Origin of the sequence: Plantactinospora endophytica (genome assembly GCF_016862915.1) — a bacterium.
Classification (GTDB): Bacteria; Actinomycetota; Actinomycetes; order Mycobacteriales; family Micromonosporaceae; genus Plantactinospora; species Plantactinospora endophytica.
The window spans coordinates 194,652-218,073 of sequence record NZ_BONW01000019.1 but is presented as its reverse complement, the minus strand read 5'-3'; the positions used below and the strand labels follow the sequence as shown (position 1 = coordinate 218,073).

Here is a 23,422-nt window from a genome sequence, read left to right as displayed (position 1 = left end):
CGTCGGAGCTGACGCTCACTCGATCGACCGGCATCCCGCAGGGTCGGTGACCGGCGGGATCGGGTCGGACGGTGGCGCGTCGGGCGTGTCCGCCGGAGTGGCGGTGGCCCGCACGGTCTGGCCGGGGGTGGGAGTGGGCACGGACGGGGTCGGGGCGGTGGCGCTCGGCGTGGGGGTGGGAGTAGGGGTGGCGGTGACGCCGGGCGCGACGCTGGGCTGGCAGAGCGGCTTCAGGTTGGGGTTGCCCGGGTCCTCGTCGGTCAACTCGGCGAGCCGGCGTACCGCGTCGGGCTCGTTGTTGGCCTGGATGCCCTGCTTCACCTGCTCCTGGGCGGCGTCGGTCAGGTCGTCCAGCTTGGTCGGGCTGGTCGCGTGCACGTTCGACAGGTCGAGCCCGGCGATCCGCCCCGGAACGCCCTGGAAGACCGCGAGCTGGCCGTCGTCGGTGGCCCCGACGTAGTACTGCCGCTGGGTGTAGTCCCAGCCGAACCAGAGCCCGGCGCCGACCACCCCGAGCAGCGCCACCGCGAGTACGGCGGTGCGCAGCGGATGCCGGCGCGGACGCTCAGACTCGTCGTCGGAGGTCGGCTCGGGCTCGGCCGGCTCCGGGCTGGCCGGACGCGGCGGGGAGAGTGCCGAGGCCCGGGCGGCCGGCGTCGAGTCGTCGGCCGAGGTTGCCATGCCCCGGTCCCGGGCGGCAGCACCGCCGACGATCGGGGCCGCCTCCAGGATGTCCTGGTCGCTGGCGTCCGCGATGATCACGGTGATGTTGTCGGGACCGCCGCCGCGCAGCGCGAGCTGCACCAGCCGCTCGACGCACGCCTGCGGGTCCTTGAGGTTGCGCATGGTGTCCGCGATGGTCTCCGCGCTCACCACGCCGGAGAGCCCGTCGCTGCAGATCAGGTAGCGATCACCGGTCAGCACCTGGCGGACGGAGTATTCGGGGTCGATGTCACGACCGTCGAGTGCCCGGGTGAGCAGCGACCGCTGCGGGTGGCTACTCGCCTCCTCCAGGCTGATCCGGCCCTCGTCGACCAGCATCTGGACGTACGTGTCGTCCTTGGTGATCTGGGCGAACTCGCCGTCGCGGAGCAGGTAGGCGCGGGAGTCGCCGATGTGCACCATGCCGATCTTGCTGCCCGAGAAGAGCAGGGCGGTGAGCGTGGTGCCCATGCCCTCAAGATGCGGATTGGCGTCCACCGTGTCGCGCAACTGTTGGTTGGCGGTGTCCACGGCTCCCCGCAGCGCGTCGACGAGGGCGTCACCGGGGACGTCCTCGTCGAGCGGGGCCATGGCACCGATGACGATGTTGCTGGCGACGTCACCGGCGGCCATCCCGCCCATACCGTCGGCCACGGCGAGAAGCCGTGGCCCGGCATAGACGGAATCCTGGTTGCCGTCTCGGATCAGCCCGCGGTCGCTGTGCGCCGCGTAACGCAGGGTCAGAGTCATGGCCGTAATTCGAGGGAAGTGCGGCCGATTCGGATCGGCACGCCGAGGGGGACGGGGGTAGGTCCGGTGACCTTAGCGCGATCGAGGTAGGTCCCGTTAGTCGAACCGAGATCTTCGACGAACCACTGCCCGGAACGGGGCACGAGCCGGGCGTGCCGCGCGGAGGCGTAGTCGTCGGTGATCACCAGGGTCGAATCCTCCGCCCGGCCGATGGTGATCTGTGCTTCTCCCAGCGTGATCCGGGTGCCGGCGAGTTGCCCGGCGGTGACGACCAACTGGTGCGCCGCCCGGCCGCGCTTGACCTTCGCCGGCTTGTTGTTCCCCAGCACGGCCCCCACCCCGCGCGGCGCGGCGACGAGGCGGCTGGACCTCGCTCCCGCGAAGAGGTCTCGCCGGATCACTCCGACCACCGTGAACACGAAGATCCACAGCAGGACGATGAACCCGATCCGGGCGACTGTGATGACGAATGGGGGCAAGGCGCTTAGCCGTCCACGCGGAAGGTCAGGGTGGTGGTGCCGAGCTGGATCATGTCGCCGGGGTTGAGCGCGACGGCGGAGACCCGCTGGCCGTTGACCATGGTCCCGTTGGTGGAGCCGAGGTCGGTCAGCACCACCTGGGCGCCGTCGAAGTCGAGCCGGGCGTGCCGGCGGGAGATGCCGACGTCGGGCAGCCGTAGGTTGGCCTGGTCGCCCCGGCCGATCACCGTCGAGCCCATCTGCAACGGGTACGTCCGCCCGTCGCCGGAGACGAGCCGGATGTTCCGCCCGCCCGCGCCGTGCCCCGGCGGCGGGCCGTAGCCGCCACCCTGGTCGTACGGCGGGTAGCCGCCCGGCTGGCCCTGCTGGTCGTACGGCGACTGGTGCACCGGGGCCACGTCGCCGCCGGTGTAGACCTCGGCGGTGACCCGGAACATGCCCGTGTCGAGCCCGTCTCCGCGCTCGATCTCGACGATGACGTCGCCGTAGACCGTCCACGCCTGCTCGCCGATGAACTCCGCCTGCGACTGGGCCAGTTCCTGGGCCAGCGCGGCGGCGTACGGCGCCAGCCGACTGTGGTCGTACGGCGAGAGATCGATCACGTAGCGGTTGGGTACGAGGGTGCGCCCGCCGGCGAGGATCGCCTTGTGCGCCTCTGCCTCCCGCTGCATCGCGTTGAGGATCTCGACGGGGTGCACGACCCCTTTGAACACCTTTGCGAAGGCCCCCTCGACCAGGCCCTCCAGACGCTTCTCAAAGCGTTGCAGCACGCTCACCGGCTCCTCCTCGGGTTCCGAGGACATGATGGTATCCGGCCGCCGCACGTGCGGCTCGCACGCCGCTCGGCCGCCTGCACCCGGCCTCTCCTCAGGGGCCGGGGTTAGTCGTGCTACTCTTCCATCCGCCGCGAGCGGTAACGCCCGCGGCGGCAGTAGGGACAGCGTAGTATGTCCCGGCACATGCCGAAGAGTGGGCTCCGGACACGATTGTTATTGTCCTGTGGCGCGCTCGGGGGATGAGCCGGGTTGTCCCGGACTCTCGTCGAGAGGGTGCGGGGCGACGCGGGTCACGCCTCGCAAGGGGAAGTGGCGGAATGGCAGACGCGCACGGTTCAGGTCCGTGTGCCCGAAAGGGCGTGGGGGTTCAACTCCCCCCTTCCCCACCGCTTCGAGGGGCTCCGTGGTGACACGGAGCCCCTCGTTCATATCGGGGTCGAACATGTCGGGGCAATCGCGCCACCGCGCTATGCTCCGGGAGTTTCCGACCCGAGGGCGAACCAGGAGTCACGTGTGACAGTCGCGTTGGTGACCGGATCCGGCGGCCTGATCGGATCGGAGGCGGTCCGGCACTTCGCCGGGCTCGGCCTGGACGTGGTCGGGATCGACAACGACATGCGCCGGAAGTTCTTCGGCGCGGAGGCGTCCACCGCCTGGAACGTGCTGCGGCTCACCAGTGACCTCGGCGACGCGTACACGCACCACGACGTCGACATCCGCGACCGGGACGCGCTGGCGGAGATCTTCCGGCGGTACGGCCGCGACATCGGGGTGGTGATCCACACCGCCGCGCAGCCCTCGCACGACTGGGCGCTGCGCGACCCGTTCACCGACTTCGACGTCAACGCGGGCGGCACGCTGAACGTCCTGCAGAACGTCCGTGAGCACTGCATCGACGCGCCGGTGATCCACTGCTCGACCAACAAGGTCTACGGCGACCGGCCGAACAGCCTCCCGCTGGTCGAGCAGGAGACCCGCTGGGAACTCGCGGTGGACCACCCGTACTTCGACGGGATCAAGGAGGACATGTCGATCGACGGCTCGCTGCACTCGGTCTTCGGCGCCTCCAAGGTCGCCGCCGACGTGATGGTGCAGGAGTACGGCCGCTACTTCGGCATGAAGACCGCCTGCTTCCGGGGCGGCACGCTGACCGGCCCGGCGCACTCCGCCACCGAGCTGCACGGCTTCCTCGGCTACGTGATGCGCTGCAACATGGAGCACCGGACGTACAAGATCTTCGGGTACAAGGGCAAGATGGTCCGGGACGCGATCCACAGCCACGACGTGGTCGCCGCGTTCGAGGCGTTCTTCCGCAACCCGCGCTCGGCGGCGGTCTACAACCTCGGTGGCGGACGGCACTCGAACTGCTCGCACCTGGAGGCGTTCGCGCTGGCCGAGCAGATCAGCGGCCAGCAGATGGTCACCGAATACCACGAGGCGAACCGGGTCGGCGACCACCAGTGGTGGATCGGCTCGAACGCCGCCTTCCAGCGCGACTACCCGGACTGGAAGCAGATCTACGACGTGCCGATGATCCTCCAGGAGATCTACGCCGCCAACGTCGACAAGTGGGTGCCAGGGGCGTGACCGTCATACCGGTCAGGGGCTACAGGGGGAGACCGTGATCTCGCGGGGAAAGCGGAACGTGCTCGGGGTACTGGTTGACGCCGTCGACTACGAGGCCGCGACCGAGCAGGTGGTGGCCGCCGGGCGGGAGCGCCGGCCGCTGGCACTGACCGCGCTGGCCGTGCACGGGGTGATGACCGGGGTACTCGACCCGGCGCACAACGCCCGGCTCAACGCCTTCGACGTGGTCACCCCGGACGGCCAGCCCGTCCGCTGGGCGCTCAACCTGCTGCACCGGGCCGCCCTGGCCGAGCGGGTCTACGGCCCCGACCTGACGCTGAGCGTGCTGGCCAGGTTCGCCGACGAGGGCATGCCGGTCTACCTCTACGGCTCCACCGACGAGACCCTCGCCCGGCTGATCCCGGAGCTGGAGCGGATGTTCCCGGCCCTGAAGATCGCCGGGGTGGAGTCGTCGAAGTTCCGGCCGGCCCGCCCGGGTGAGGACGCCGAGATCGCCGACCGGATCCGCGCCTCCGGGGCCCGGCTCGTCCTGGTCGGGCTGGGCTGCCCCCGGCAGGAGGTCTTCACGTACGCGATGCGACCGCTGCTGGACATGCCGCTGATGGCGGTCGGGGCGGCCTTCGACTACCACGCCGGGCTGCTCCGCAAGCCGCCGCCGTGGATGCAGCGGGTCGGCCTGGAGTGGCTGTGGCGGTTCGGTCTGGAGCCGAAGCGTCTCTTCCACCGCTACATGGTGCTCAACCCGGCGTACGTGGCCCGGCTGACCGCGCAGCGGCTCGGCCTGTGGAAGGCCACCCCGCCGGCCCCGGCGAACGACCGTCCGGCCACCTTCGCGGTCTGACCCTCCGTCCTCCTCGGGAGGCCGGCCGGGCCAGGTCGGGACAGGTCTGGTGAGCCTGCCCCCCTGTCGCTTGGGATAGCGCTTTCCTATGCTGGGCCGATGATGAGGATCGACCAGGGCCTGACCCCGTCCGCGCTGTTACCCAAGATCGACCGACTCTGGGAGGCCAGCGCCCAGAAGATCGACTCGATCGAGAAGAGCTGCCCGCCCGGCGCCGCCTCGCCGGTGTTCACCGTGGAGGGGCAGTACACCGCGCGGGGCTGGACCGAGTGGACCCAGGGCTTCCAGTACGGCTCCGCGCTGCTCCAGTTCGACGCCACCGGCGAGCGGCGGTTCCTCGACTCCGGGCGGGAACAGACCGTCGCGGTGATGGCCAGCCACGTCAGCCACATCGGCGTACACGACCACGGGTTCAACAACGTCAGCACGTACGGGAACCTGTGGCGGCTGATGAACGAGGGGCGGATCCCGGCCGACCGTGCCGAGCGGGACTTCTACGAGCTGGCGCTCAAGCTGACCGGTGCGGTGCAGGCCGCCCGCTGGCGTACCACCGCCGACGGCACCGGCTACGTCTACTCGTTCAACGGGCCGCAGTCGCTCTTCGTCGACACCATCCGGTCCTGCCGGGCGCTCGCCGTGTCGCACCTGCTCGGACACGTGCTGATGGGCGAGCGCGACGAGCGGATCTCGCTGCTCGGCCGGCTGGTCGAGCACGCCGCCAACACCGCCCGGTGGAACGTCTACTACGGCAAGGGCCGGGACGGCTACGACGTCCTCGGCCGGACCGCACACGAGTCGATCTTCAACGTGAACGACGGCAGCTACCGCTGTCCCAGCACCCAGCAGGGGTACTCGCCGTTCAGCACCTGGACCCGGGGACTGGCCTGGGCGATGCTCGGCTTCCCGGAGCAGTTGGAGTTCCTCGCCGTGCTGCCTGACGAGGAACTGGCCCCGTACGGCGGCCGGGCCGAGGTCGAGGCGATGCTGCTTCGCGCCGCCACCGCCACCTGCGACTTCTACCTCGCGCACACCCCCACCGACGGGGTGCCGTACTGGGACACCGGTGCACCCGGACTGGTCCGACTCGGTGACTACCTGGACCGGCCGGCCGACCCGTACAACGCGCACGAGCCGGTGGACTCCTCGGCGGCGGCGATCGGGGCACAGGGACTGCTCCGGCTCGGCCGTCACCTGGAGCGGACCGGCCGTCCCGAGGAGGGCCGGAAGTACTGGCAGGCCGGGCTGACGGTGGCCGACACGCTGTTCGGGGAGCCGTACCTGAGCACCGACGGTCGGCACCAGGGCCTGCTGCTGCACTCGGTCTACCACCGCCCGAACGGCTGGGACCACGTACCGGCCGGGCAGCGGGTGCCCAACGGCGAGTCGAGCATGTGGGGCGACTACCACGCCCGGGAGCTGGCCCTCTATCTCCAGCGGGTGGCCCGGGACGAGCCGTACTACACCTTCTTCGGCCCGGCCGGCGAGGTGACTGCGTGAGCGAGCGCAGCGAGCGGATCAGCCAGCTCAGTGTTGAGGCTCAGGACGGCCCGGAACGCAGTGGAGGGGCGGCATGAGCAAGCGGAGCGAGCGAATCAGCCAGCTCAGTGCGGATGAGCCTCATGACGGCCCGGAACGCAGTGGAGGGGCGGCATGAGCAGCCGTCCCGTAGCCGTGGTGACCGGTGGGTCGCGGGGTATCGGGCGGGGTGTGGTGGTCGCGCTGGCCGGCGCGGGCTACGACGTCGTGGTCAACTACGCCAGCAACGCCGACGCGGCGGCCGAGGTCGGCAAGGAGGTCGAGGCCCGGGGCGGCCGGGCACACCTGGTCCGGGCCGACGTGTCCCGGGCCGAGGACCGGCGGCACCTGGTCGACGAGACGACGGCGGCGTTCGGCCGGATCGACCTGCTGGTCAGCAACGCCGGGGTGGCACCGAGCGTCCGGGCGGACCTGCTGGAGGCCGGTGAGGAGTCGTTCGACCGGTTGGTCGACATCAACCTCAAGGGGCCGTACTTCCTGATCCAGCTCGTCGCGAACACGATGATCGCGCAGCAGGCGGCCGGCCGGGTCGAACGGCCGAAGATCGTGGTGATCTCGTCGATCAGCGCGTACACCGCCAGCGTCAACCGGGGCGACTACTGCGTGACCAAGGCCGGACTGGCGATGACCGCCCAGCTCTACGCCACCCGACTGGCCGAGCACGGGATCAACGTCTACGAGATCCGGCCCGGCGTGATCGAGACCGACATGACCGGCCCGGTGAAGGCCCGGTACGACGATCTCATCTTCAACCAGGGGCTGACCCCGATCCGCCGCTGGGGACAGCCCGACGACGTCGGCCGGGCCGTCGTGGCGGTCGCCACCGACCTGCTGCCGTTCAGCACCGGGCAGGTGATCGACGTGGACGGCGGCTTCCACCTGCGTACCCTCTGATCCCCCCGGACGCGCGAGAGGGCCCCTTCCCACGCCGGGAAGGGGCCCTCCGCCTACCGTTTCAGCGCACTACTACAGGCTCAGGGTCCAGGAGTTGATGTACCCGACGTCGCCGCCGTAGACGTCCCGCACCTGCAACCGCCAGAGACCGTTGGCGGCCTCGGACGACAGGTTGACGGTGTACGTCGCGTTGACGTTGTCGGCACCGTCGGAGAGGTTGCTGTTCTTCAACCGGTACGCGCTGTTGTCCGGCGCGAGCAGGTCGATGACCAGGTCACCCCGGTAGGTGTGCACGATGTCCACCGCCACCGTCGAGGTGTTGGAGGCGTTCCGGTTGCAGCCGGCGATGGTGATGCCGCTGGTCACGTTGACGTTGGTGTCCGGGATGGCCACGTCGGTCCCGTTACTGGCCGTGCAGCCGGTGCTGGTGCCGGTCACCGTGAGCGTGAAGGGGGTGCTCCGGGTGGCCGACGTACCGGTGCCGGTGATGGTGAGCTGGTACGTCCCCGGCGGAGTGCTGGCCGAGGTGGCGATGGTCAACGCGGACGAGGCGCCCGAGGTGACCGTGGCCGGGTTGAACGTGGCGGTGGCGCCGGCCGGCAGGCCGCTCGCCGAGAACGTCACCGACTGCGCCGCACCGGCCGTGGTGGCGGTGCTGACGGTGGCCGTGACCGAACCGCCCGGCGTCGTCGACCCGGTGCCCGGGGAGACCGCGACCGAGAAGTCGTTGGCCGGAGCGTCGTTGACCACGTAGAGCAGCCGGTTCGGGGTACCGGTGCCCGGGTTGGTCACCACGTTCGGGGTGGAGTTGTTCACCAGGTAGTCGCGGACCTGCTGCGGCGACCAGGTGGGGTTGGCGGAGAGCACCATCGCCGCCGCGCCGGCCACGTGCGGCGACGCCATCGAGGTACCGCTGATGGTGTTGGTGGCGGTGTTGCTGGTGTACCAGGCGGAGGTGATGCCGACACCCGGCGCCAGGATGTCGACGCAGGTGCCGAAGTTGGAGAAGCTCGCCGCCGCGTCGTTGTTCTGGGTGGCGCCGACCGTGATGGCGTTCGGCACCCGGGCCGGCGAGTAGTTGCAGGCGTTCTGCCGAACACCGAAGGTGTCACCGTTGCCGGCCGCGACCACGTAGGTGATGCCGGCGTTGATGGAGTTGTTGACCGCGGTGTCGATGGTGCTGGACGCGCCACCGCCGAGGCTCATGTTCGCCACCGCCGGGCGCACCGCGTTCGCGGTGACCCAGTCCATGCCGGCGATCACCTGCGCGTTGGTGCCCGATCCCGCGCAGTTCAGCACCCGTACGCCGTAGATCCGGGCGGCCTTGGCCACCCCGTACGCCGTACCGGCGACGGTGCCGGCGACGTGCGTGCCGTGTCCGTTGCAGTCGTCGGCGGAGCCGCCGTCGATCGCGTCGAACCCGCTGACCGCCCGGCCGCCGAAGTCGTTGTGGGTGAACCGGATGCCGGTGTCGATGACGTACGCGTTCACGTTCGACGCCGTGTTCGGGTAGGTGTACGAGTTGTTCAGCGGCAGGTTCCGCTGGTCGATCCGGTCCAGGCCCCAGGACGGGGGGTTCGGCTGGGTACCGCTGATCCGGACCGTCTGGTTCTGCTCGACGTACGCGACGTTCGGGTCGGCGGCGATCCGCCGTGCGGCCTGTGCCGAAGCGTTGATCTCGAAGCCCCGCAGCACGGCGCTGTAGGTGCGGCCGACCTTGCCGCCGTGCTTGCCGATCAGGCCCCGGGCCGTCGACGGAACGTTCGCCCGGGCCACTGCGGTGTCCTTGAACACCACGATGTAGCTGTCGGCGACGGCGTTGGCGCTGCCGGCGGCCCGGATGGTGCCTTCCGGTGGTGCCGCGGCAGCCGGTACTGCCACAGCGGCGATCATGGCCAGAGTGGACACTCCGACGACGATGGACCTACGAGGGAGACTCATCTCCCCTCCTCCCCTCCGACCGGTACCCGGCCGCCCGCCCTGTTCTGAGTGACGAGTCAGCGAAACCGATCGTGCTGAGATTAGTCATTAGCCCGGCGGAACAGTAGATCCCGGATCTTCTATCTCTACGGAACGATGGCGATCGTTACGTTCGGTCGACCTGTCCGGACCCCTACGGGTGGTTTCTCCGGGGTTCGGTGGGGACCGGCCCGGATTCGCCAGGCAAGAAAACGGGCAACAGTGTTGGGCATGGACCCGGACTTCGCCATCCTGCTCGCGATCGCCGCCGTCTGGCTGGCGGCCGGTCTCGTCGTTGACGGGTTGCCCCAGCTACGGGCCGCGCGCCCGCTGCGTCGCCGTACCGGACTGCTGCTCGCGCTGGTCGGATCCGGCCTGGCCGGCCTGGCCGGGGTGCTGCTGGCCGGGCTGGTCGAGACGGAGCCGACGCTGGCCGACCGGACCGCGGTCGGCCTCGCGCTGCCGGCGGTGCCCGCCGTGGTCGTCGCCGCGCTGACGGTACGCCGGCTGCGGCAACTCCGGGGCGGCGCGGGCGCCTTCGCCTCGGCGCCGGAGACCCCGGCCCCACCCGCACTGCGGGCCGCCGCCGCTCATCCGATGATCGCCCTGCCGGTGCAGGTGACCGGCCTGGTCATGTTGCCGGGACTGGTCACCGCCACCGGTCTGGTGCCGCTGACCAGTCCCGGCATGATCGGCGTGGTGCTCACCGCGGCGGTGCTCGCGGTCGGCACCATCGGGGTACGGCACGCGCTGCGGCACAGCCGGCTGGTCGAGCGGGCGGTCACCATCCGGTCACGGTCATCGCGGACGACTCGAATCCTGCACGTATAGCAGTTCCAGGATCGCCCGGGCGGCCTCGAACCAGCGGTCGAGCCAGACCGAACCGGGGATGCTGCCCTTCGGCGGCAACTCCAGCAGCAGTCCGCGCAGCAGCGGGTGGTCGACGAGCGGCTCGCTCGGCGGCACGTCCGGCCAGCCGGCCGGCGGGAAGACCGGCTCGGTCAGCCCGCCCATGTCGAGCGACGGAAGCGTCGGCGTACGCTCCGGCGGGCTCGCCTGCCCCAGCGCGGCCGCCAGGTCGGAGACCCGCTCGGGCGCGACGCCCTCCGCCGACGACCCGAGGTCGGTGTCGGCCGACGACTCGTCGACCGTCGCGCTGGTGTCCCGGCGGGCACCCCGGTACTTGCCACCGAACCGTTCCGGCTTGGCCGTGCCGTTGCCCAGATTCTCCGACCCGATCGTCATCCGTCTCGCCTGCCTCGCTCGGTTGCGAACCCCCTACGGCGGCCGGTGATGCCGACTCGCCGTCAGGTACAACGACCCGACCGGCCACTGGCGACGGCCGATCATCCGTGGCGGCCGATCGCCGTGGCGGCCCGATCCGCTGCGGCGGCGCCGATCATCCGTGTAGGCCGATCCGCTGCGGCGGCGCCGGGTCGCCGGGTGGACCGTCAACGCAACCAGCGCGGCCACCCGGGCGGCTGCACTTCCGCCGACCGGCTGACCGCGCTGGGCTGATCGCTGGTTCGCCCGACCTCCGGGTCAGGTCCCGCTGGTTCGCGCGACCGTCAGGTCAGGTGTCGTTGGCTCCGTGACCTCAGGTCAGGTCGAATTCGCCGTCCTTGGCACCGCCGACGAACGCGTCCCACTCGTCGGGCGTGAAGATCAGGGCGGGCCCGCTCGGGTTCTTCGAGTCGCGTACCGCGATCGCGCCGCCCGCGAAGGCCACCTCGACGCAGTTGTCACAATTGGGTCCGCTACGCGAACTCTTGTGCCAGGCTGCCCCGCTCAGGTCGACGCGGTACCCCTTTGTCTCCACTTCCACAATGGCTCCTCTGCCAACTTCGAAATCAGGGCGACGGACTCCTCCGGGCGTAGGGCTGCCGCGCGGATATGATCGAAGATGAATATGTACTTCTGTAGTTCATCCCGCTTCTCCAGAAAAAGCCCGCCCGTGGCGTTTTCGGCGTACACCACGTCCGGATCACCCGGTTCGGGGAAGCCGAGGATGGTGAAAGTGCCGTCCATGCCGGCGTGTGCGCCGGCCTCGAACGGCAGGACCTGGAGCGTGACGTTCGGTAGGTCAGCGGCCTCTACCAGCCGCTCCAACTGGGCCCGCATGACCGCGTCGCCGCCCACCGGCCGGCTGATCACCGCCTCATCGAGCACCACCCACAGATCGATCGGATCGTCCGGGTCAAGTAACGACTGACGACCCAACCGGACACGGACCCGCTGGTCGACTTCCTCGGCGACCCAGTCCGGCCGCGCCGACCGGATCATGGCCTGGGCGTACTCCTCGGTCTGTAGCAGACCCGGCACGGTCTGTTGCTCGTACGCCCGGATCGAGCCGGCCGCCGCCTCCAGCCCGACGTACGCCCCGGCGAGCACCGGACTGTACGGATGCCACCAGCCCTTCTGCCGGGCCTCCCGGGCGATCTGGATCAACTCGTCGCACTCGGCACCCGTCACGCCGTAGATGCCGAGCATGTCGCGGACGTCCCGGACGGTGGCCGTGGTGTGGCCGGTCTCGATGCGGGACACCTTGGAGGCGGAGCATTCCAGCAGCTCGGCGACGGCCTCGATCGTGACTCCGGCCTTTTCCCGGCGCTGGCGCAGCTCGGCTCCGAGCCGGCGGCGGCGGATGGTCGGGCTCCGGCGCTCGGTCACCGGGTCACCTCCGGACGATCAATAAGGGAAGTCGGATTGCCGCCGCGCCTTCGACCGCCGATCGGCGGGGGTTCATTCGCGGCGGATGGAGCGATGACCCTGTCGGCCCCGCACGGGCCGGAAACCGGGTCCAGTCTGCCCGTTCCACGCGCGGCGCATCAAGCGCCGGACAGCCTCCTATCGCCATCCCGGAGCAAAGGGCAAACTGCAACTTGCATTGATCATGTTCTTGATGCACCCTGTCCGTATGGCTCGGGCTACGCAGCGTTCCCCTGCGGTCAGGCGATGCAATGCTCCCCCATTCTCGCCTGACCCGGGGGACCGTCGTGCCGGCGGTACGGCACGAAGCCCCGCTCCGGGGTAAGAGCCCCCGCCGCTGTATGCCAGGGCCGCTACGGCGGCTGGCGCGTCCCGGAGTCGACGGTGTCGGCCGGGGCGATGTGATGGCAACGACGCATCGCTCCGGCCGACGCCCCATCCCGAGCAGTGCGGGATGACCACCGCAGCAGCGTGTCCGGACCACCCACCGAAGAACCCCCGCCCGCCACTTCCGCCGGTCCGCCGGCGCCAGTCGGACAGGAGCTGATGTGCTTCCCCGCTCCGGTGATGTGCTCCACGTGAACCGCGCGGCGAGCGTTCAGTTCGCCGAGCCGATCTACTTCCGGGTGATCCGGGTACACGACTGGCCGACGTACCACGGCTGGGTCTGGCTCGACGGCTACGAACTCGACCCGAGTGGCGACGCGGTCGAGCGGCGGTCGATATTCGTGCAGCTCAACGGGTTGCGTCAGCTCCAGACCAATGCCGGGCGGCACAACTACCCGCAGGCCCGGCGACCCGTCCGGACCAACTCCAGCACGCTCGCCGCGCGGGTCCGGGTCGGCTGAGCCGAATCTCGCCGAGCAGTCGGCACGGGTCGGCTGAGCCGCGTCTCGCGGAACGGCCGGCAGCGGACCCGGCCACGGCCGTAGACTGGGCATACTCCACCCCGCAGGTCGACCACCCGCACGTCGTCGAGGGCCCCCGAGACAGGGAGCCGCCGATGCCCATGGAGTACACCGACCGACCTCGTACGACCCACCGCAACATGCGGGTCAGCGTGCTGCTGATCCTGATCACCGTCGGCCTGCCCGGCTGTGCGGGTGCCGCCGGCACCAGCCGCCCGGCCGCCGTACGCCACCCGGCGACCAATCCGAGCAGTCCGTCCCCGCCGACCGGGCCGGACGAACGGACCGAACCCGATCCGGGGCTCGCCGACCCCTCCGGGCACGGCGGGGCGGCCAACCCCGCTCTTCCGACCGACACCGACCGGACCGGCTGGCCGGGCCGACGCCTCGGGCCCTGGCACCGGCTGCCGGCACAGAACACCCCGGAGACGCCTGAGCCGGGCACCACACCCGCCCCGGCCACCCGACCGGACGAGCGGGACTCCTATCCGGCGCCGGCCGGACCGGCGAGGCCACCGGGCGACGACGTCGGGGAACAGCACGCCGCGCCGCCACCGCCCACCGGTGGACCGCCGCCGGGCTATCAGCGCTCGCTGGCGTACTCCGGGCTGTTCGGCCTGGTCATCTCGGCCGTCGGGTTGGCGATGGTCGGCAGCAGACGCCGGTACTGGTGACCGTCCGAGCGCTCAGCCGTCCGGAGTGGGCTGCGTCGGGCCGGTGGGTCCGGGCGGAGTGGTCGGTACCGGCTCGGTCGGCGGCGGCTCGGCGACCACCAGCACGACCTCGCTGCCCGGCTCGACCTCCGTACCCGTCGACGGATCCGTGTCCAGTACGGTCCCCGGCGGCCGGTTGGAGGTCTGCGGCCGGATCCGGGGCACGAGTCCCAGCCGCTCCAGCCAGTCCACCGCCTCCTGCTGGGAAAGTCCGACGAGCGGCGGCAGCGGTACCGGCGTAGCGGCGGGGGTGGCGGTCGGGGTGGCGCTCGGTGTCGTGGCGGCGGTGGTCGGCGGCCGGGTCGTCGGGGCGGTCGGCGCGGCCGGGCTGGTGATCGCCGGGGTCGGCGCGCTGGGTGCGTCACGCCGGGCCGAGTCGACGATCAGCCAACCGGCGACCACCAGAACGCCGAGCAGGACCAGCGCCACCGACCCGACGAGGATCGGCATCCACCAGCGCCGGTCGTCCGGCTCGTCGTCGTAGCCCCAGTTGGGCGGTGGCGGCGGCCCGGCCGGGCCGGCACCCCGGGCCGGCACCCCGGCCCGACCGGACCAGGCCGGCGCCCGGGGCGGGACCGGCCGGGTCTCGTCGGCCGCGCCGGGCGACCAGGTAACCCCGTCGATCCGGGTGGCGTCCTCTGGCCTGCCGGCACCAGTTCCCGGCTGCGGTCCAGCGCTTGATCGCCGTCCAGCGGTTGATCGCGGGCCGGCAGTTGGGTTCGACGCGGCGGTTGGTTGCGAGGCGTCTGGCTTCGAGGCGGCGTCCGGCGGCGGGTCGGGCGTTGCGGACGGGTTGGCCTGGCCGGGGACCGGTGGCTGGTCGTCGGGGCCGACCCGCTCACCTGGGCGGTCGTCGGGGCCGACCCGCTCGCCGTTCCCGCCCGGGGCGTCCGAGGGCTGCTGCGGGTCGTCGACCATGCCACGTCCTCTCCCCAGCGGATGGGACCGGGCGAACCGCGTCAAATCTATCCGGCCGGACGTGGCGGGGACCATCGTCGCCGGTCCGGGCGTGTCCGCCCGGACGGCCGCCCCGGCCGGCTACGGCGTCGGCGTGCCGCTGGGCGCGGGGGAGTCGGAACAGTACAGCCGGACCGGATCGTTCCAGCGCAGCACCGTGCCACCGGTCGGCTCCTGGTTCCGTACCTGGCCCTTCTCCCCGTCGGGGTAGCGAGGGTACAGGCCGTCGTCGACCAGGCGTCGGGCCGCCTGCTTGCAGGACTCGCCGGTGAGCGCGGGTACCACCACCTCCGGCGGCGCACCGACCACGGTGACCCGGACGGTGATACCCCGCTTCACCGCCGTCCCGCCCCGGGGGTTGGTACTCGCGACGGCGCGATCGTCGCCCGCCCGGCCGAAGGTGAACTGCACCCCGAGCCCGAGCCGGCGCAACTCCTCCCGAGCCTCCTCGAAGTCCTTGCCGACCAGGTCCGGCAGGAGCGTCTGGCCGATCCCCGGGGTGGGACCGGTCGGCTTACGGCTGGGGGTACGGGTCGGCGTGCTGCGCGGCGTGCGGGTCGGCGCCTCCGCGGTCGGTGTCGGGGCACCGGCGTCGTACGGCTGCTCGCCGGGGTCGCCGCCGTCGCCGGCCAGCAGGTAGCCGCCCAGGGCACCGACGATGGCGCAGATGACCAGCCCGACCGCCGCACCGGCGAACAGGCCCGTCCGGTTCGAGGATCCGGAGTTCACGCCCGGGTGTCCCGCCACAGCCTCATCAGTCATGCCGACCCTGCCTCACCATCCGGCGTACCGAACCACGCCGACCTCACGCCCGACCGGTGGTCGCGTGTCGTCCGACAGCATCGGTGGCCCGGCCCTCGGAACGCAACCGGCCACGGATCGTGCCTGGACGGCTGCCATCGGTCCACGGCTCGCCGTGGACCTCGGGTGGACGCTACGCTGCCCGGCATGGCCGCACGAGGCTGGGGAGCATCCGTAGCGACGGCGATCGGCGTAGCCGCCGGTGCCGGCGCCGCTCAACTGGGCTTCGGTTACGGGCTCGGCATCATCGCGTGGCTGCCGTCGGGCGACGGCAACAGCGAGGCCGCCTGGGTCGCCAGCCTCACCTGGGCGGCGTGGATCGCCGCCACGTCGACCGTGGCCGGGGCGATCTGCGCACACCGGCTGAGCGGTGGCGGCCGGCGATCGGCCACCGGACGGGCCGGAGGCCCGCCGCCAACCCTGGCCACCTTCCTGTGGCGGGCGGTACTCGCCGTCTCCAGCGCGATCGGTGCGCTGGTGACCGTGGTACTGGTGGCGGTACCCGCCCGGGCGGCGGTGCGGGTCGACGGTCCCTCGCCGCAGACCGTCGCGGCCGGGTACGCCGTACTCGGGGTGCTGCTCGGGCTGCTGATGGCGATCTGGGCGATCTCGTCGCCGGCCGTCGCCGGCAACGTGCTCGGTACGGTCTGCTGGCTCTGGGCGCTCGCGGTGATCGCGGTCGTCGACGGGGTGCTCTCTGGTCAGGGGCTGGCCAGCGCACAACTAGGCGTGTGGCAGTTGACCTCCGACGGCGAACGCTTCTGGTTCCGCGAGTACTTCTACTGGCCCGGGGCCGCGCTGTCGCTCGGCTCCGCGCTGGTGATCGGGGCGCTCGCCGCCCGCTCGGCGGCCCGCCGGCCGGTGAGCCGGGTCGGAGCCGCCGTCTCCGGCATCGGCGGGCCGTTGCTGGTGGCCGTCGCCTACTTCCTCGCGGCTCCCCGGCTGGTGGGCATCCGCCCCGAGCAGGTGTCGGCACACCTGATGGCGCCGTACGCGGTGGTCGCCGGCCTGGCCGGGTCGGCCCTGATGGCGGCGCTGGCACAGCGTTCGGAAGCACTGGCCCGGCACGCCGAGGAGATCGCCGCCCGGCACGCCGAGGAGCTCGCCGCCCGGTCCGGGTCGAGCCCGTCCGAGCCGACCGCGCCCGGTGGCGCCCCGACTGGCGACAGCGGGCCGACGACCGGCAGCGGGTCGGCGAAGGGACGAGTGGGCAGCGGGTCCGCGAAGGGCCAAGTGGGCGGCGGGTCGGGGAAGGAAGCGGTGGGCGGCGGGCCGGACGACCGTGACCGGTCGGCAGGTTCGACCGGTGTCGCCGCCGGGGGCGACGGCGACCGGACCCAGGACGCCGACCAGGCCGGCGAGGCCGGGGCCGGGCCGGCGGAGGGTGCCGCGACCAGGCGGGCCGGTGGTGCCGGCCGGTCGGGCCGGATGCCCGGTCAACCGAAGAGCGGGTCACGGCGTGCGAGCACCGACGCCGACATTTCGGGGGTACGCTCCACCGCCGGCTCCACCCGGCTGTTGGATTCCGGGTCGGAGGTCGGATCCGCACCGGACACCGCCGAGCCGGACGCCGGCACCGACGGGTCGCCGCCGGCCGGGCCCGAGGAGTCCGCCGAGCCGGCCACCGAGGGCAGGTCGAAGGGCAGGCTGGGCCGGCTCGGTCGACGTTCCCGCTGACCGGGTCAGTCGACCGGCCAGGTGTGCACGGGTTCGTCGGTCCGCTGTAGTTCGCCGTACCGGCGCAGCATGTGGTGCAGGGCCTGGGAACGGTCCATCCCCCGACCGCGCTGGGCGGCCTGTACCGCCTCCACCTGCCAGACCGCGCCGTTGCGACGGGTACGGCAGCGCTGCTCGATGATGCCGAGCAGCCGGTCCCGGTGTGCGGCGCCGACACCGAACCGGTCCAGTCCGGCCGCCGCCCTCGGCAGCAGTACGTCGAGCACCAGCTCGGTCACCTTCACCTCGCCGAGCCGGGGCCAGGCGACGACGGCGTCGATGCCCCGGCGGGCCGCCGCGTGGAAGTTCTCCTCGGCTGCGCTGAAGGTGAGCTGGCTCCAGATCGGCCGGTCCCCCTCGGCCAGGTCGCGGGCCAGCCCGAAGTAGAAGGCGGCGTTTGCCAGCATGTCGACCACGGTCGGCCCGGCGGGGAGTACCCGGTTCTCCACCCGCAGGTGCGGGCGGCCGTCCATGATGTCGTAGACCGGCCGGTTCCACCGGTAGACGGTGCCGTTGTGCAGCCGGAGTTCGGAAAGTCGCGGGGTGCCGCCGTTGTGCAGCACCTCGACCGGGTCCTCGTCGTCGCAGATCGGCAACAGCGGCGGGAAGTACCGGACGTTCTCCTCGAACAGGTCGAAGATCGAGGTGATCCACCGCTCGCCGAACCAGACCCGTGGCCGTACGCCCTGGGCCTTCAGCTCGTCGGGACGGGTGTCGGTGGCCTGCTCGAAAAGGGCGACCCGGGTCTCGGCCCAGAGTTGCCGGCCGTGCAGGAACGGCGAGTTGGCGCCGAGCGCGACCTGCACCCCGGCGATGGCCTGCGAGGCGTTCCAGTAGTCGGCGAAGCTGTCCGGCGCCACCTGGAGATGGAACTGGAGGCTGGTGCAGGCGGCCTCGGAGACGATCGAGTCGGTGTGCGTCTGCAACCGTTCGACGCCTCGGATGTCCAGCTCGATGTCCTCGCCCCGGGCGGCCACGATCTGGTCGTTGAGCACCTGGTAGCGCTCGTTCGTGGAGAGGTTGTCCCGGACCAGGTGCCGGGGGGTCAGGGTGGGCAGGATGCCGATCAGGATGATGTTGGCGTCGGACTTGACCGCCAGTTCCTCCGCCCGGCCGAGGCTGGCCTGGAGGTCCTGCTCGTAGTCGGCGAAGCCGGCGCCCTCGATCAGCCGTGGCCGGGCGTTGAGTTCGAGGTTGAACTGGCCCAGCTCGGTCTGGAAGGTGGGATCGGCGAGGTTGTCCAGCACCTCCGCGTTGCGCATCGCCGGCTCGGCGTCCGCGTCCACCAGGTTCAGCTCGATCTCCAGACCGGTGGTCGGCCGGTCGGCGTCGAAACCGAAGTCGTCAAGCATGAGCGCGAAGACATCCAGACACCGGCGTACCTTCTGCCGGTATCGGGTCCGGTCCTCCCGGGTGAAGGGGACCTCCGACACGTCCTGGCCCATCTACCCCTCCCGCAGCGCGGCGCTGTCTCCGCAGTCCGGAAGGCCATGCCCACCGGACGCCCGTTCGAACCCTTACCGTAGGAGCGCCGCGCGCACGTGGCCACAACCACAGCGCCCGCCCGCTCCGCGTGAGCGACCAGCGGCGCCGCGTCCACCATCGCACACGATCGCGCTGACCCCTCCACCGGGCGCATTACCCAACGAGGCGCCCCGGTCACCATCTGATCGGTGACCGGGGCATTCCGAACCGGTGTCGATCCGACCGTCGCGGGGACGGTCGGCGGCGCTCAGGCCTGGCGGATGGCCTCGCCCTCGATCTCGATCTTGATCTTCTTGCTGACCAGCACGCCGCCGGTCTCCAGGGCCACGTTCCAGGTCAGCCCGAAGTCCTCGCGGTCGATCTCGGTGCTCGCGGTGAAGCCGAAGATGTCCTGGCCGAACGGGCTGCGGCCGGCGCCCTCGAACTCGACCTCCAGCTCGACCTGCCGGGTGACACCCTTGATCGTCAGGTCGCCGGCGAGCACGAACTCGTTGCCGCTGTGCGACTTCACCCCGGTGCTGCGGAACTCCAGGGTCGGGTACTTCTCCGACTCCAGGAAGTCGCCGCTGCGCAGGTGGTTGTCCCGGTCGGTGGCGCCGGTGTCGATGCTGGCGGCCTGGATGGTGGCGGTGACTGCGGACTCGAGCGGGTTCTCGCTGACCGTGATCGTGGCTTCCGCCTCACGGAACTGGCCGCGCACCTTGCTCACCATCATGTGCCGGGCCACGAACCCGACGCGCTTGTGCGCCTGGTCGAGCAGGTAGGTGCCCGCGGTGGGGATGGTCAGACCTTCCCAGGTACGGGTGGTGGCGGACTCGGCGCTGCTGGTCATGGTGTTGCCTTCCCAGGAGATAGGTTGTGTGACCGATGACTGACGAAGCAACTATAGACACAGCAATATTCCCGCTGTCAACGACTGCTACGATGCAACCGTGACCAAGAACCTGTACGACGACGCCCGGATCACGGCCGTGGGCCTGGTCATGGAGGTGTACGCGGGGCTCGCCGCCCGCTTCGCCGCCCAGTTCGAGGAGCACGGGCTGTCGACGGTCGAGTTCGAGGTCCTGATGCGGTTGGCCCGCTCACCCGAGCACCAACTGCGGATGACCGATCTCGCCGCCCAGACCTCGCTCTCGACCAGCGGAGTCACCCGGGTGGTCGACCGGATGGAGCGGGACGGCCTGCTCTGCCGTCGCGCCTGCCCCTCCGACCGGCGCAGCGCGTACGCCGTGGTGACGGAGTCGGGCATGGCGCGGCTCGGGGAGACGCTCCCCGGACACATCCAGTTGATCCAGGACTGGTTCATCGGTCAACTCGAACCCGCCGCGCTGGAGAGCCTGCTCGACTCGCTGCGGGTCGTCCGGGACGCGGTCCATCCCGGCGCCACCGCCGGCAGCCGTGGCGGCAGCGCGGAGGCGACCACGCCCTGTTGAGTCCCGGACACGGGCTGCCGACAATCCTCACGGATCCCGATTATCGTCCCGGAGGGGACGACGGGCATGTCGAGGGAACACCGGCAGAAAGACCGGCAGAAGTCAGGCACGTATCGCCACGTCACCCATTAATCGGAAAAAACAGGCACCTGGTGCTGGTTAACCTTCAGGCAGCCGGGGGGCTCTGGGGACGTGGCGCGGGCGGGGATCAGTAAGGGGCTCTGTCGGGGGGCTGTCCCGCTCGCGCCACGGCCCCAAGGTGCCCCGGGGACCGACAGACCTCACGCGAAGACAAGACCGGGTGACGGAGACCGACAGACCGTCACGCGAAGACGACCACCGCCGCCACCTCCGGCCGGGGCGGCCGGTCGGCGTCGGCGGGAACAACGGGTGGCGCGGAGACCGGCGGTCGGCTCAGCCGTCGCCGGAGGCGGTCGGCGGCACGGTGTCGCTTCCCGAGGGCCCGACCGCCGCTGCCGGCCCGTCGACCAGCGCCCGTTCCCTCGGCAGCAGGGTGATCCCACCCTCCCGGCACACCTGGTCGAGACGGGTGCGCGCCGCCGCCCGAGCCGTCGGGTCGTCGGTGCTCGCCACCAGCCCGACCAGCGCCTCGGCCACGTCGCGCAGATCCCGTGACCTGGCGCAGGCCTGGACGGCTGCCGCGTACCACTCGGCCGCCCACTCCCGGTCGCCCCGCTGCACCGCCAGGCTCGCCTCGATCAGGGCGCAGATCCCGTCGTCCCGGGGAGTGATCTCGTCCGTCCGGGGAAGCCCGGACTCCAATTCCGCCGGCCCGGCCCCGTCACCGGCCTTCCGGGACCGCAGCTCGGCGAGTACCGCCGTGGCCTCGTCGATCCGTCCGTCCTCGGCGAGCGCCAGTCCGACCGTGCCGAGTGCCCGGCGACGGTGGCCGGGGTCGCCGAGTTCGGCCAGCGCCGACTCCACCCGCCGGCCGTGCCGGACCGCGTCCGCGTACCGGCCTTCGAGGCGGGCGACCTCGGCGAGGTTGGCCCGGGCGAGCACCCGGAGCCGTTCCTCGCCGCACTCACCGGCGAGCCGGTCCACCGCCGCCAGCCGGCGCCGGGCGGCGGGCAGGTCGCCGCGCCGGATCTCGTGCCAGGTCAGGTTGTTCTGGGCCACCGCCATGTCCCGGATCCGCCCGGTCCGGGTGGCCAGTTCCAGGGCCGCCTCGCCGTGCTGCCGCGCCTCGTCGTGGCCGCCGATCGCCGTCCACAGTCCACAGAGGACGTTGCGGGCGGCCAGTTCACCGGCGACGTCGGACAACCGCCGGAACGTCGCCACGGCCGCGTCGGCGGCCGGCAACTCCTGCGGGCCGGCACCGTGCTCCTGGGCGAGCTGCGCCACACCGACCTGGGCCCAGGCCCGGGCCGCCGGATCGGCGTCGGCGGTACGCGGATCGTCCAGCAGCCGACGCAGCCACTGCCGCCCGGCCACGTCCCGCCCCCGGTAACGCCACCAGCGAGCCAGATTTCCGGCCAGCCGCAGCGCGGTGTGCGGATCGTCGTTCGCCGAGTACGCCAGGGCGGTCCACAGGTCACCGGCCACCTCGTCCAGCCGGCCGACCGCCTCGACGAGCCGGGCACCGGCCAGGTCCGGCGCGACCCGGGCGGCCAGCCGGGCGAAGACCGAGGCGTGCCGGCGGCGGATGGCCGCCAGTTCACCGTCGGCGGCAGCCCGTTCGGCGGCGAAGTCCCGCACCACGTCGAGTACCCGGAACCGCAGCGGTCCGGTGCCCCGGGCGCCGATCAGCCCGTGTGCCAGCAGGCGGTCCAGCAGCCGAATCGGATCACCGGCTACGGGGGTACCCGGTGTCGTCGCGGCCGGGTCGGCACCGTGGGCGTTCGGGCAGGCGGAGGCCGGGTGGTCGACCGGCGGGGACTGGTCGTCGGATCCGTCGGGGGCGGGGTCGGGGGCCAGCATCCCCTCGGCCAACTCCACCGACCACCGGTTGCGCAGCACCGAGAGCCGGCGCAGCGCGGCGCGCTCGTCGGCGTCGAGCAGCCGGTAGCTCGCGGCGACCGCGTCCCGCAGCGTCACCACCGTCTCCCGGGCCACCGGTGGGCTGCCGAGGTCGAGCAGCCGGTTGCCGTACCGGTCGAGGATCTCGTTCAGGTTGAGCACCCGACCGTGCGCGGCGGCCAGTTCGATGGCGAGGGGAAGCCCGCCGAGTCGGCGTACCAGCTCGACCAGCGCGACCATCTCGTCGGGGTGCGGCGGCTCGCGGCCGATCTGGCGCAGCCGGGCCAGCAGCAGCGCGACGGCCGGATAGTCGGCCACCACCGCGAGGTCGGCCGGTACGTCCACCGGCGGCACCTCCAGCGGGGCAACCGGCCGGACCCGCTCGCCGGGCAGCCCGACCGGATGCCGGCCGGTGGTCAGCACCCGCAGCGTCGGCGCGATCTCGGCCAGCCGGTTCAGGGCCTCGGCCGCCGCTCCGGGAGCCCGCTCGACGGCGTCCACCAGCAGCAGTGACGGCGCGTCCGAGAACCGGGCGGCGAGGTCGCTGGCCCGGCCGACCCCGAAGACCGTGGCGACGACCGACAGCACGTCGCCCTCGGTGGAGCCCTCGATCATCACGATCCCGCTGGTGCCGCCGGGAAAGTCGTCGGCCACCTCCCGGGCGACCTTGAGGGCCAACCCGGTCTTGCCGACCCCGGCGATGCCGACCAGGCTGACGACTCCGCGCGCCACCCGGGGCTGCTCGCCCAGCATCGCCGCCAGGTCGGCGACGTCCCGGTCCCGGCCGATCAGCTCACCCGGCTCCGGCAGGCCGAATCCGCGCGGCGGCAGCCGTCGGGCCGGCGGGGCCGGGACGGTGCCGAACTCCACCGCCGGTCCGGCCTGGCCCCGGGCCAGGGCGACGAAGTCGGCTCGGTCCTGCCCGGCGAGACCGAGCGCGGCGGCCAGCAACTCCACCGTCGTCCGCTGCGGCCGGGACGCCCGACCCCGTTCGAGGTCACGGACCGTACGGATCCCGACGGCGGCTCGTTCGGCGAGTTCCGCCTGGGTCAGGCCGGCCGCCAGCCGGCGCCGGCGGAGCAACTCGTCGAAGCCACCCGGAACCCGGTCGGAGCCATGATCCGGAGTCATGGCCAGGAAGAGTACGCACCCGGGTCTGGCACCGGCATAGATACGTCGCGCTGCCGACCGAAGAA

General features: G+C 71.7%; 21 protein-coding genes and 1 tRNA gene. 10 read left to right on the top strand and 12 right to left on the bottom strand.

All coding sequences use genetic code 11. From position 1 onward, the window contains the following. Positions 1-15 precede the first annotated feature (15 nt). Genes Pen02_RS20365 through Pen02_RS20355 form a run of 3 tightly spaced genes read right to left on the bottom strand, consistent with a single transcriptional unit; the run spans position 16 to position 2,734 of the window. The gene (locus tag Pen02_RS20365) at positions 16-1,452 is read right to left on the bottom strand and encodes a PP2C family protein-serine/threonine phosphatase (RefSeq protein WP_203867671.1); all 1,437 of its coding nucleotides are present in this window, start codon (positions 1,450-1,452) and stop codon (positions 16-18) included. After that, entirely contained in the window at positions 1,449-1,931 is a 483-nt protein-coding gene (locus Pen02_RS20360; protein WP_192766269.1) for an FHA domain-containing protein FhaB/FipA, read from the bottom strand. The genes Pen02_RS20365 and Pen02_RS20360 overlap by 4 nt, the downstream gene beginning before the upstream one ends. Positions 1,932-1,936: 5 nt before the next feature. Then, positions 1,937-2,734 carry an FHA domain-containing protein gene (locus Pen02_RS20355; RefSeq protein ID WP_203867670.1) on the bottom strand — a complete coding sequence of 266 codons (798 nt, stop codon included), beginning with the start codon at positions 2,732-2,734 and terminating at the stop codon, positions 1,937-1,939. Positions 2,735-3,010: 276 nt separating this feature from the next. Between Pen02_RS20355 and Pen02_RS20350 the strand changes: the two genes are divergently transcribed. From Pen02_RS20350 to Pen02_RS20330, 5 genes are all read left to right on the top strand, one after another. After that, positions 3,011-3,093, top strand: a tRNA-Leu gene (locus Pen02_RS20350). A 127-nt stretch (positions 3,094-3,220) separates the two neighbouring features. Beyond that, positions 3,221-4,294: an NAD-dependent epimerase/dehydratase family protein gene (locus Pen02_RS20345; RefSeq protein ID WP_203867669.1), complete on the top strand. Its 1,074-nt coding sequence runs from the start codon at positions 3,221-3,223 to the stop codon at positions 4,292-4,294. Positions 4,295-4,328: 34 nt separating this feature from the next. Then, positions 4,329-5,135 carry a WecB/TagA/CpsF family glycosyltransferase gene (locus Pen02_RS20340; RefSeq protein ID WP_203867668.1) on the top strand — a complete coding sequence of 269 codons (807 nt, stop codon included), beginning with the start codon at positions 4,329-4,331 and terminating at the stop codon, positions 5,133-5,135. A 99-nt stretch (positions 5,136-5,234) separates the two neighbouring features. After that, positions 5,235-6,632 carry a hypothetical protein gene (locus Pen02_RS20335; RefSeq protein ID WP_203867667.1) on the top strand — a complete coding sequence of 466 codons (1,398 nt, stop codon included), beginning with the start codon at positions 5,235-5,237 and terminating at the stop codon, positions 6,630-6,632. A gap of 153 nt (positions 6,633-6,785) precedes the next feature. After that, entirely contained in the window at positions 6,786-7,565 is a 780-nt protein-coding gene (locus Pen02_RS20330) for a 3-ketoacyl-ACP reductase (protein ID WP_203867666.1), read from the top strand. Between the two features lie 72 nt (positions 7,566-7,637). Here Pen02_RS20330 and Pen02_RS20325 read toward each other — a convergent pair whose 3' ends face one another. Then, a complete protein-coding gene (locus tag Pen02_RS20325) occupies positions 7,638-9,506 on the bottom strand; it encodes a S8 family peptidase (protein WP_203867665.1) in 1,869 nt (622 codons plus the stop codon). Between the two features lie 249 nt (positions 9,507-9,755). On the opposite strand from Pen02_RS20325, the gene Pen02_RS20320 reads away from it, so the two are divergent. Next, a complete protein-coding gene (locus Pen02_RS20320; protein ID WP_203867664.1) occupies positions 9,756-10,355 on the top strand; it encodes a hypothetical protein in 600 nt (199 codons plus the stop codon). Here the strand turns inward: Pen02_RS20320 and Pen02_RS20315 are convergent. From Pen02_RS20315 to Pen02_RS20305, 3 genes are all read right to left on the bottom strand, one after another. Next, complete coding sequence (locus Pen02_RS20315) at positions 10,323-10,769, bottom strand: hypothetical protein (RefSeq protein WP_203867663.1); 447 nt, start codon at positions 10,767-10,769, stop codon at positions 10,323-10,325. The two genes, Pen02_RS20320 and Pen02_RS20315, sit on opposite strands and share 33 nt — an antisense overlap. Positions 10,770-11,121: 352 nt before the next feature. Next, positions 11,122-11,343, bottom strand: a complete 222-nt coding sequence (locus Pen02_RS20310) for a DUF397 domain-containing protein (protein ID WP_101368887.1) — start codon at positions 11,341-11,343, stop codon at positions 11,122-11,124. After that, positions 11,313-12,194, bottom strand: coding sequence for a helix-turn-helix domain-containing protein (locus Pen02_RS20305; protein WP_203867662.1), 882 nt, complete (start codon positions 12,192-12,194; stop codon positions 11,313-11,315). Before Pen02_RS20305 ends, Pen02_RS20310 begins: the two co-directional genes overlap by 31 nt. A 587-nt stretch (positions 12,195-12,781) precedes the next feature. Here Pen02_RS20305 and Pen02_RS20300 point away from each other — a divergent pair. After that, a complete protein-coding gene (locus tag Pen02_RS20300; RefSeq protein ID WP_239141001.1) occupies positions 12,782-13,081 on the top strand; it encodes a hypothetical protein in 300 nt (99 codons plus the stop codon). Between the two features lie 155 nt (positions 13,082-13,236). After that, positions 13,237-13,815 carry a hypothetical protein gene (locus Pen02_RS20295; RefSeq protein ID WP_203867661.1) on the top strand — a complete coding sequence of 193 codons (579 nt, stop codon included), beginning with the start codon at positions 13,237-13,239 and terminating at the stop codon, positions 13,813-13,815. Positions 13,816-13,827: 12 nt separating this feature from the next. On the opposite strand, the gene Pen02_RS20290 is transcribed toward Pen02_RS20295, so the two are convergent. Both Pen02_RS20290 and Pen02_RS20285 read right to left on the bottom strand, forming a co-directional pair. Beyond that, complete coding sequence (locus Pen02_RS20290; RefSeq protein ID WP_203867660.1) at positions 13,828-14,772, bottom strand: PASTA domain-containing protein; 945 nt, start codon at positions 14,770-14,772, stop codon at positions 13,828-13,830. Positions 14,773-14,892: 120 nt separating this feature from the next. Next, on the bottom strand, positions 14,893-15,573 hold the full coding sequence (locus Pen02_RS20285; protein ID WP_203867659.1) for a PASTA domain-containing protein: 681 nt from the start codon (positions 15,571-15,573) through the stop codon (positions 14,893-14,895). A 186-nt stretch (positions 15,574-15,759) separates the two neighbouring features. Here Pen02_RS20285 and Pen02_RS20280 point away from each other — a divergent pair, with 186 nt between their 5' ends. After that, on the top strand, positions 15,760-17,289 hold the full coding sequence (locus tag Pen02_RS20280) for a hypothetical protein (protein ID WP_203867658.1): 1,530 nt from the start codon (positions 15,760-15,762) through the stop codon (positions 17,287-17,289). Between the two features lie 5 nt (positions 17,290-17,294). On the opposite strand, the gene Pen02_RS20275 is transcribed toward Pen02_RS20280, so the two are convergent. Together Pen02_RS20275 and Pen02_RS20270 are read right to left on the bottom strand one after the other, a co-directional pair. Then, positions 17,295-18,773 (bottom strand): glutamate-cysteine ligase family protein, encoded by a 1,479-nt coding sequence (locus Pen02_RS20275; RefSeq protein ID WP_203867657.1) that lies wholly within the window; start codon positions 18,771-18,773, stop codon positions 17,295-17,297. A gap of 287 nt (positions 18,774-19,060) precedes the next feature. Then, on the bottom strand, positions 19,061-19,645 hold the full coding sequence (locus Pen02_RS20270) for a YceI family protein (RefSeq protein WP_203867656.1): 585 nt from the start codon (positions 19,643-19,645) through the stop codon (positions 19,061-19,063). A gap of 100 nt (positions 19,646-19,745) precedes the next feature. Between Pen02_RS20270 and Pen02_RS20265 the strand changes: the two genes are divergently transcribed. Further along, the gene (locus Pen02_RS20265; RefSeq protein ID WP_203867655.1) at positions 19,746-20,246 is read left to right on the top strand and encodes a MarR family winged helix-turn-helix transcriptional regulator; all 501 of its coding nucleotides are present in this window, start codon (positions 19,746-19,748) and stop codon (positions 20,244-20,246) included. A 414-nt stretch (positions 20,247-20,660) separates the two neighbouring features. Here the strand turns inward: Pen02_RS20265 and Pen02_RS20260 are convergent, their stop codons facing one another. Continuing rightward, positions 20,661-23,357 carry an ATP-binding protein gene (locus Pen02_RS20260; protein ID WP_203867654.1) on the bottom strand — a complete coding sequence of 899 codons (2,697 nt, stop codon included), beginning with the start codon at positions 23,355-23,357 and terminating at the stop codon, positions 20,661-20,663. Positions 23,358-23,422: the final 65 nt, after the last annotated feature.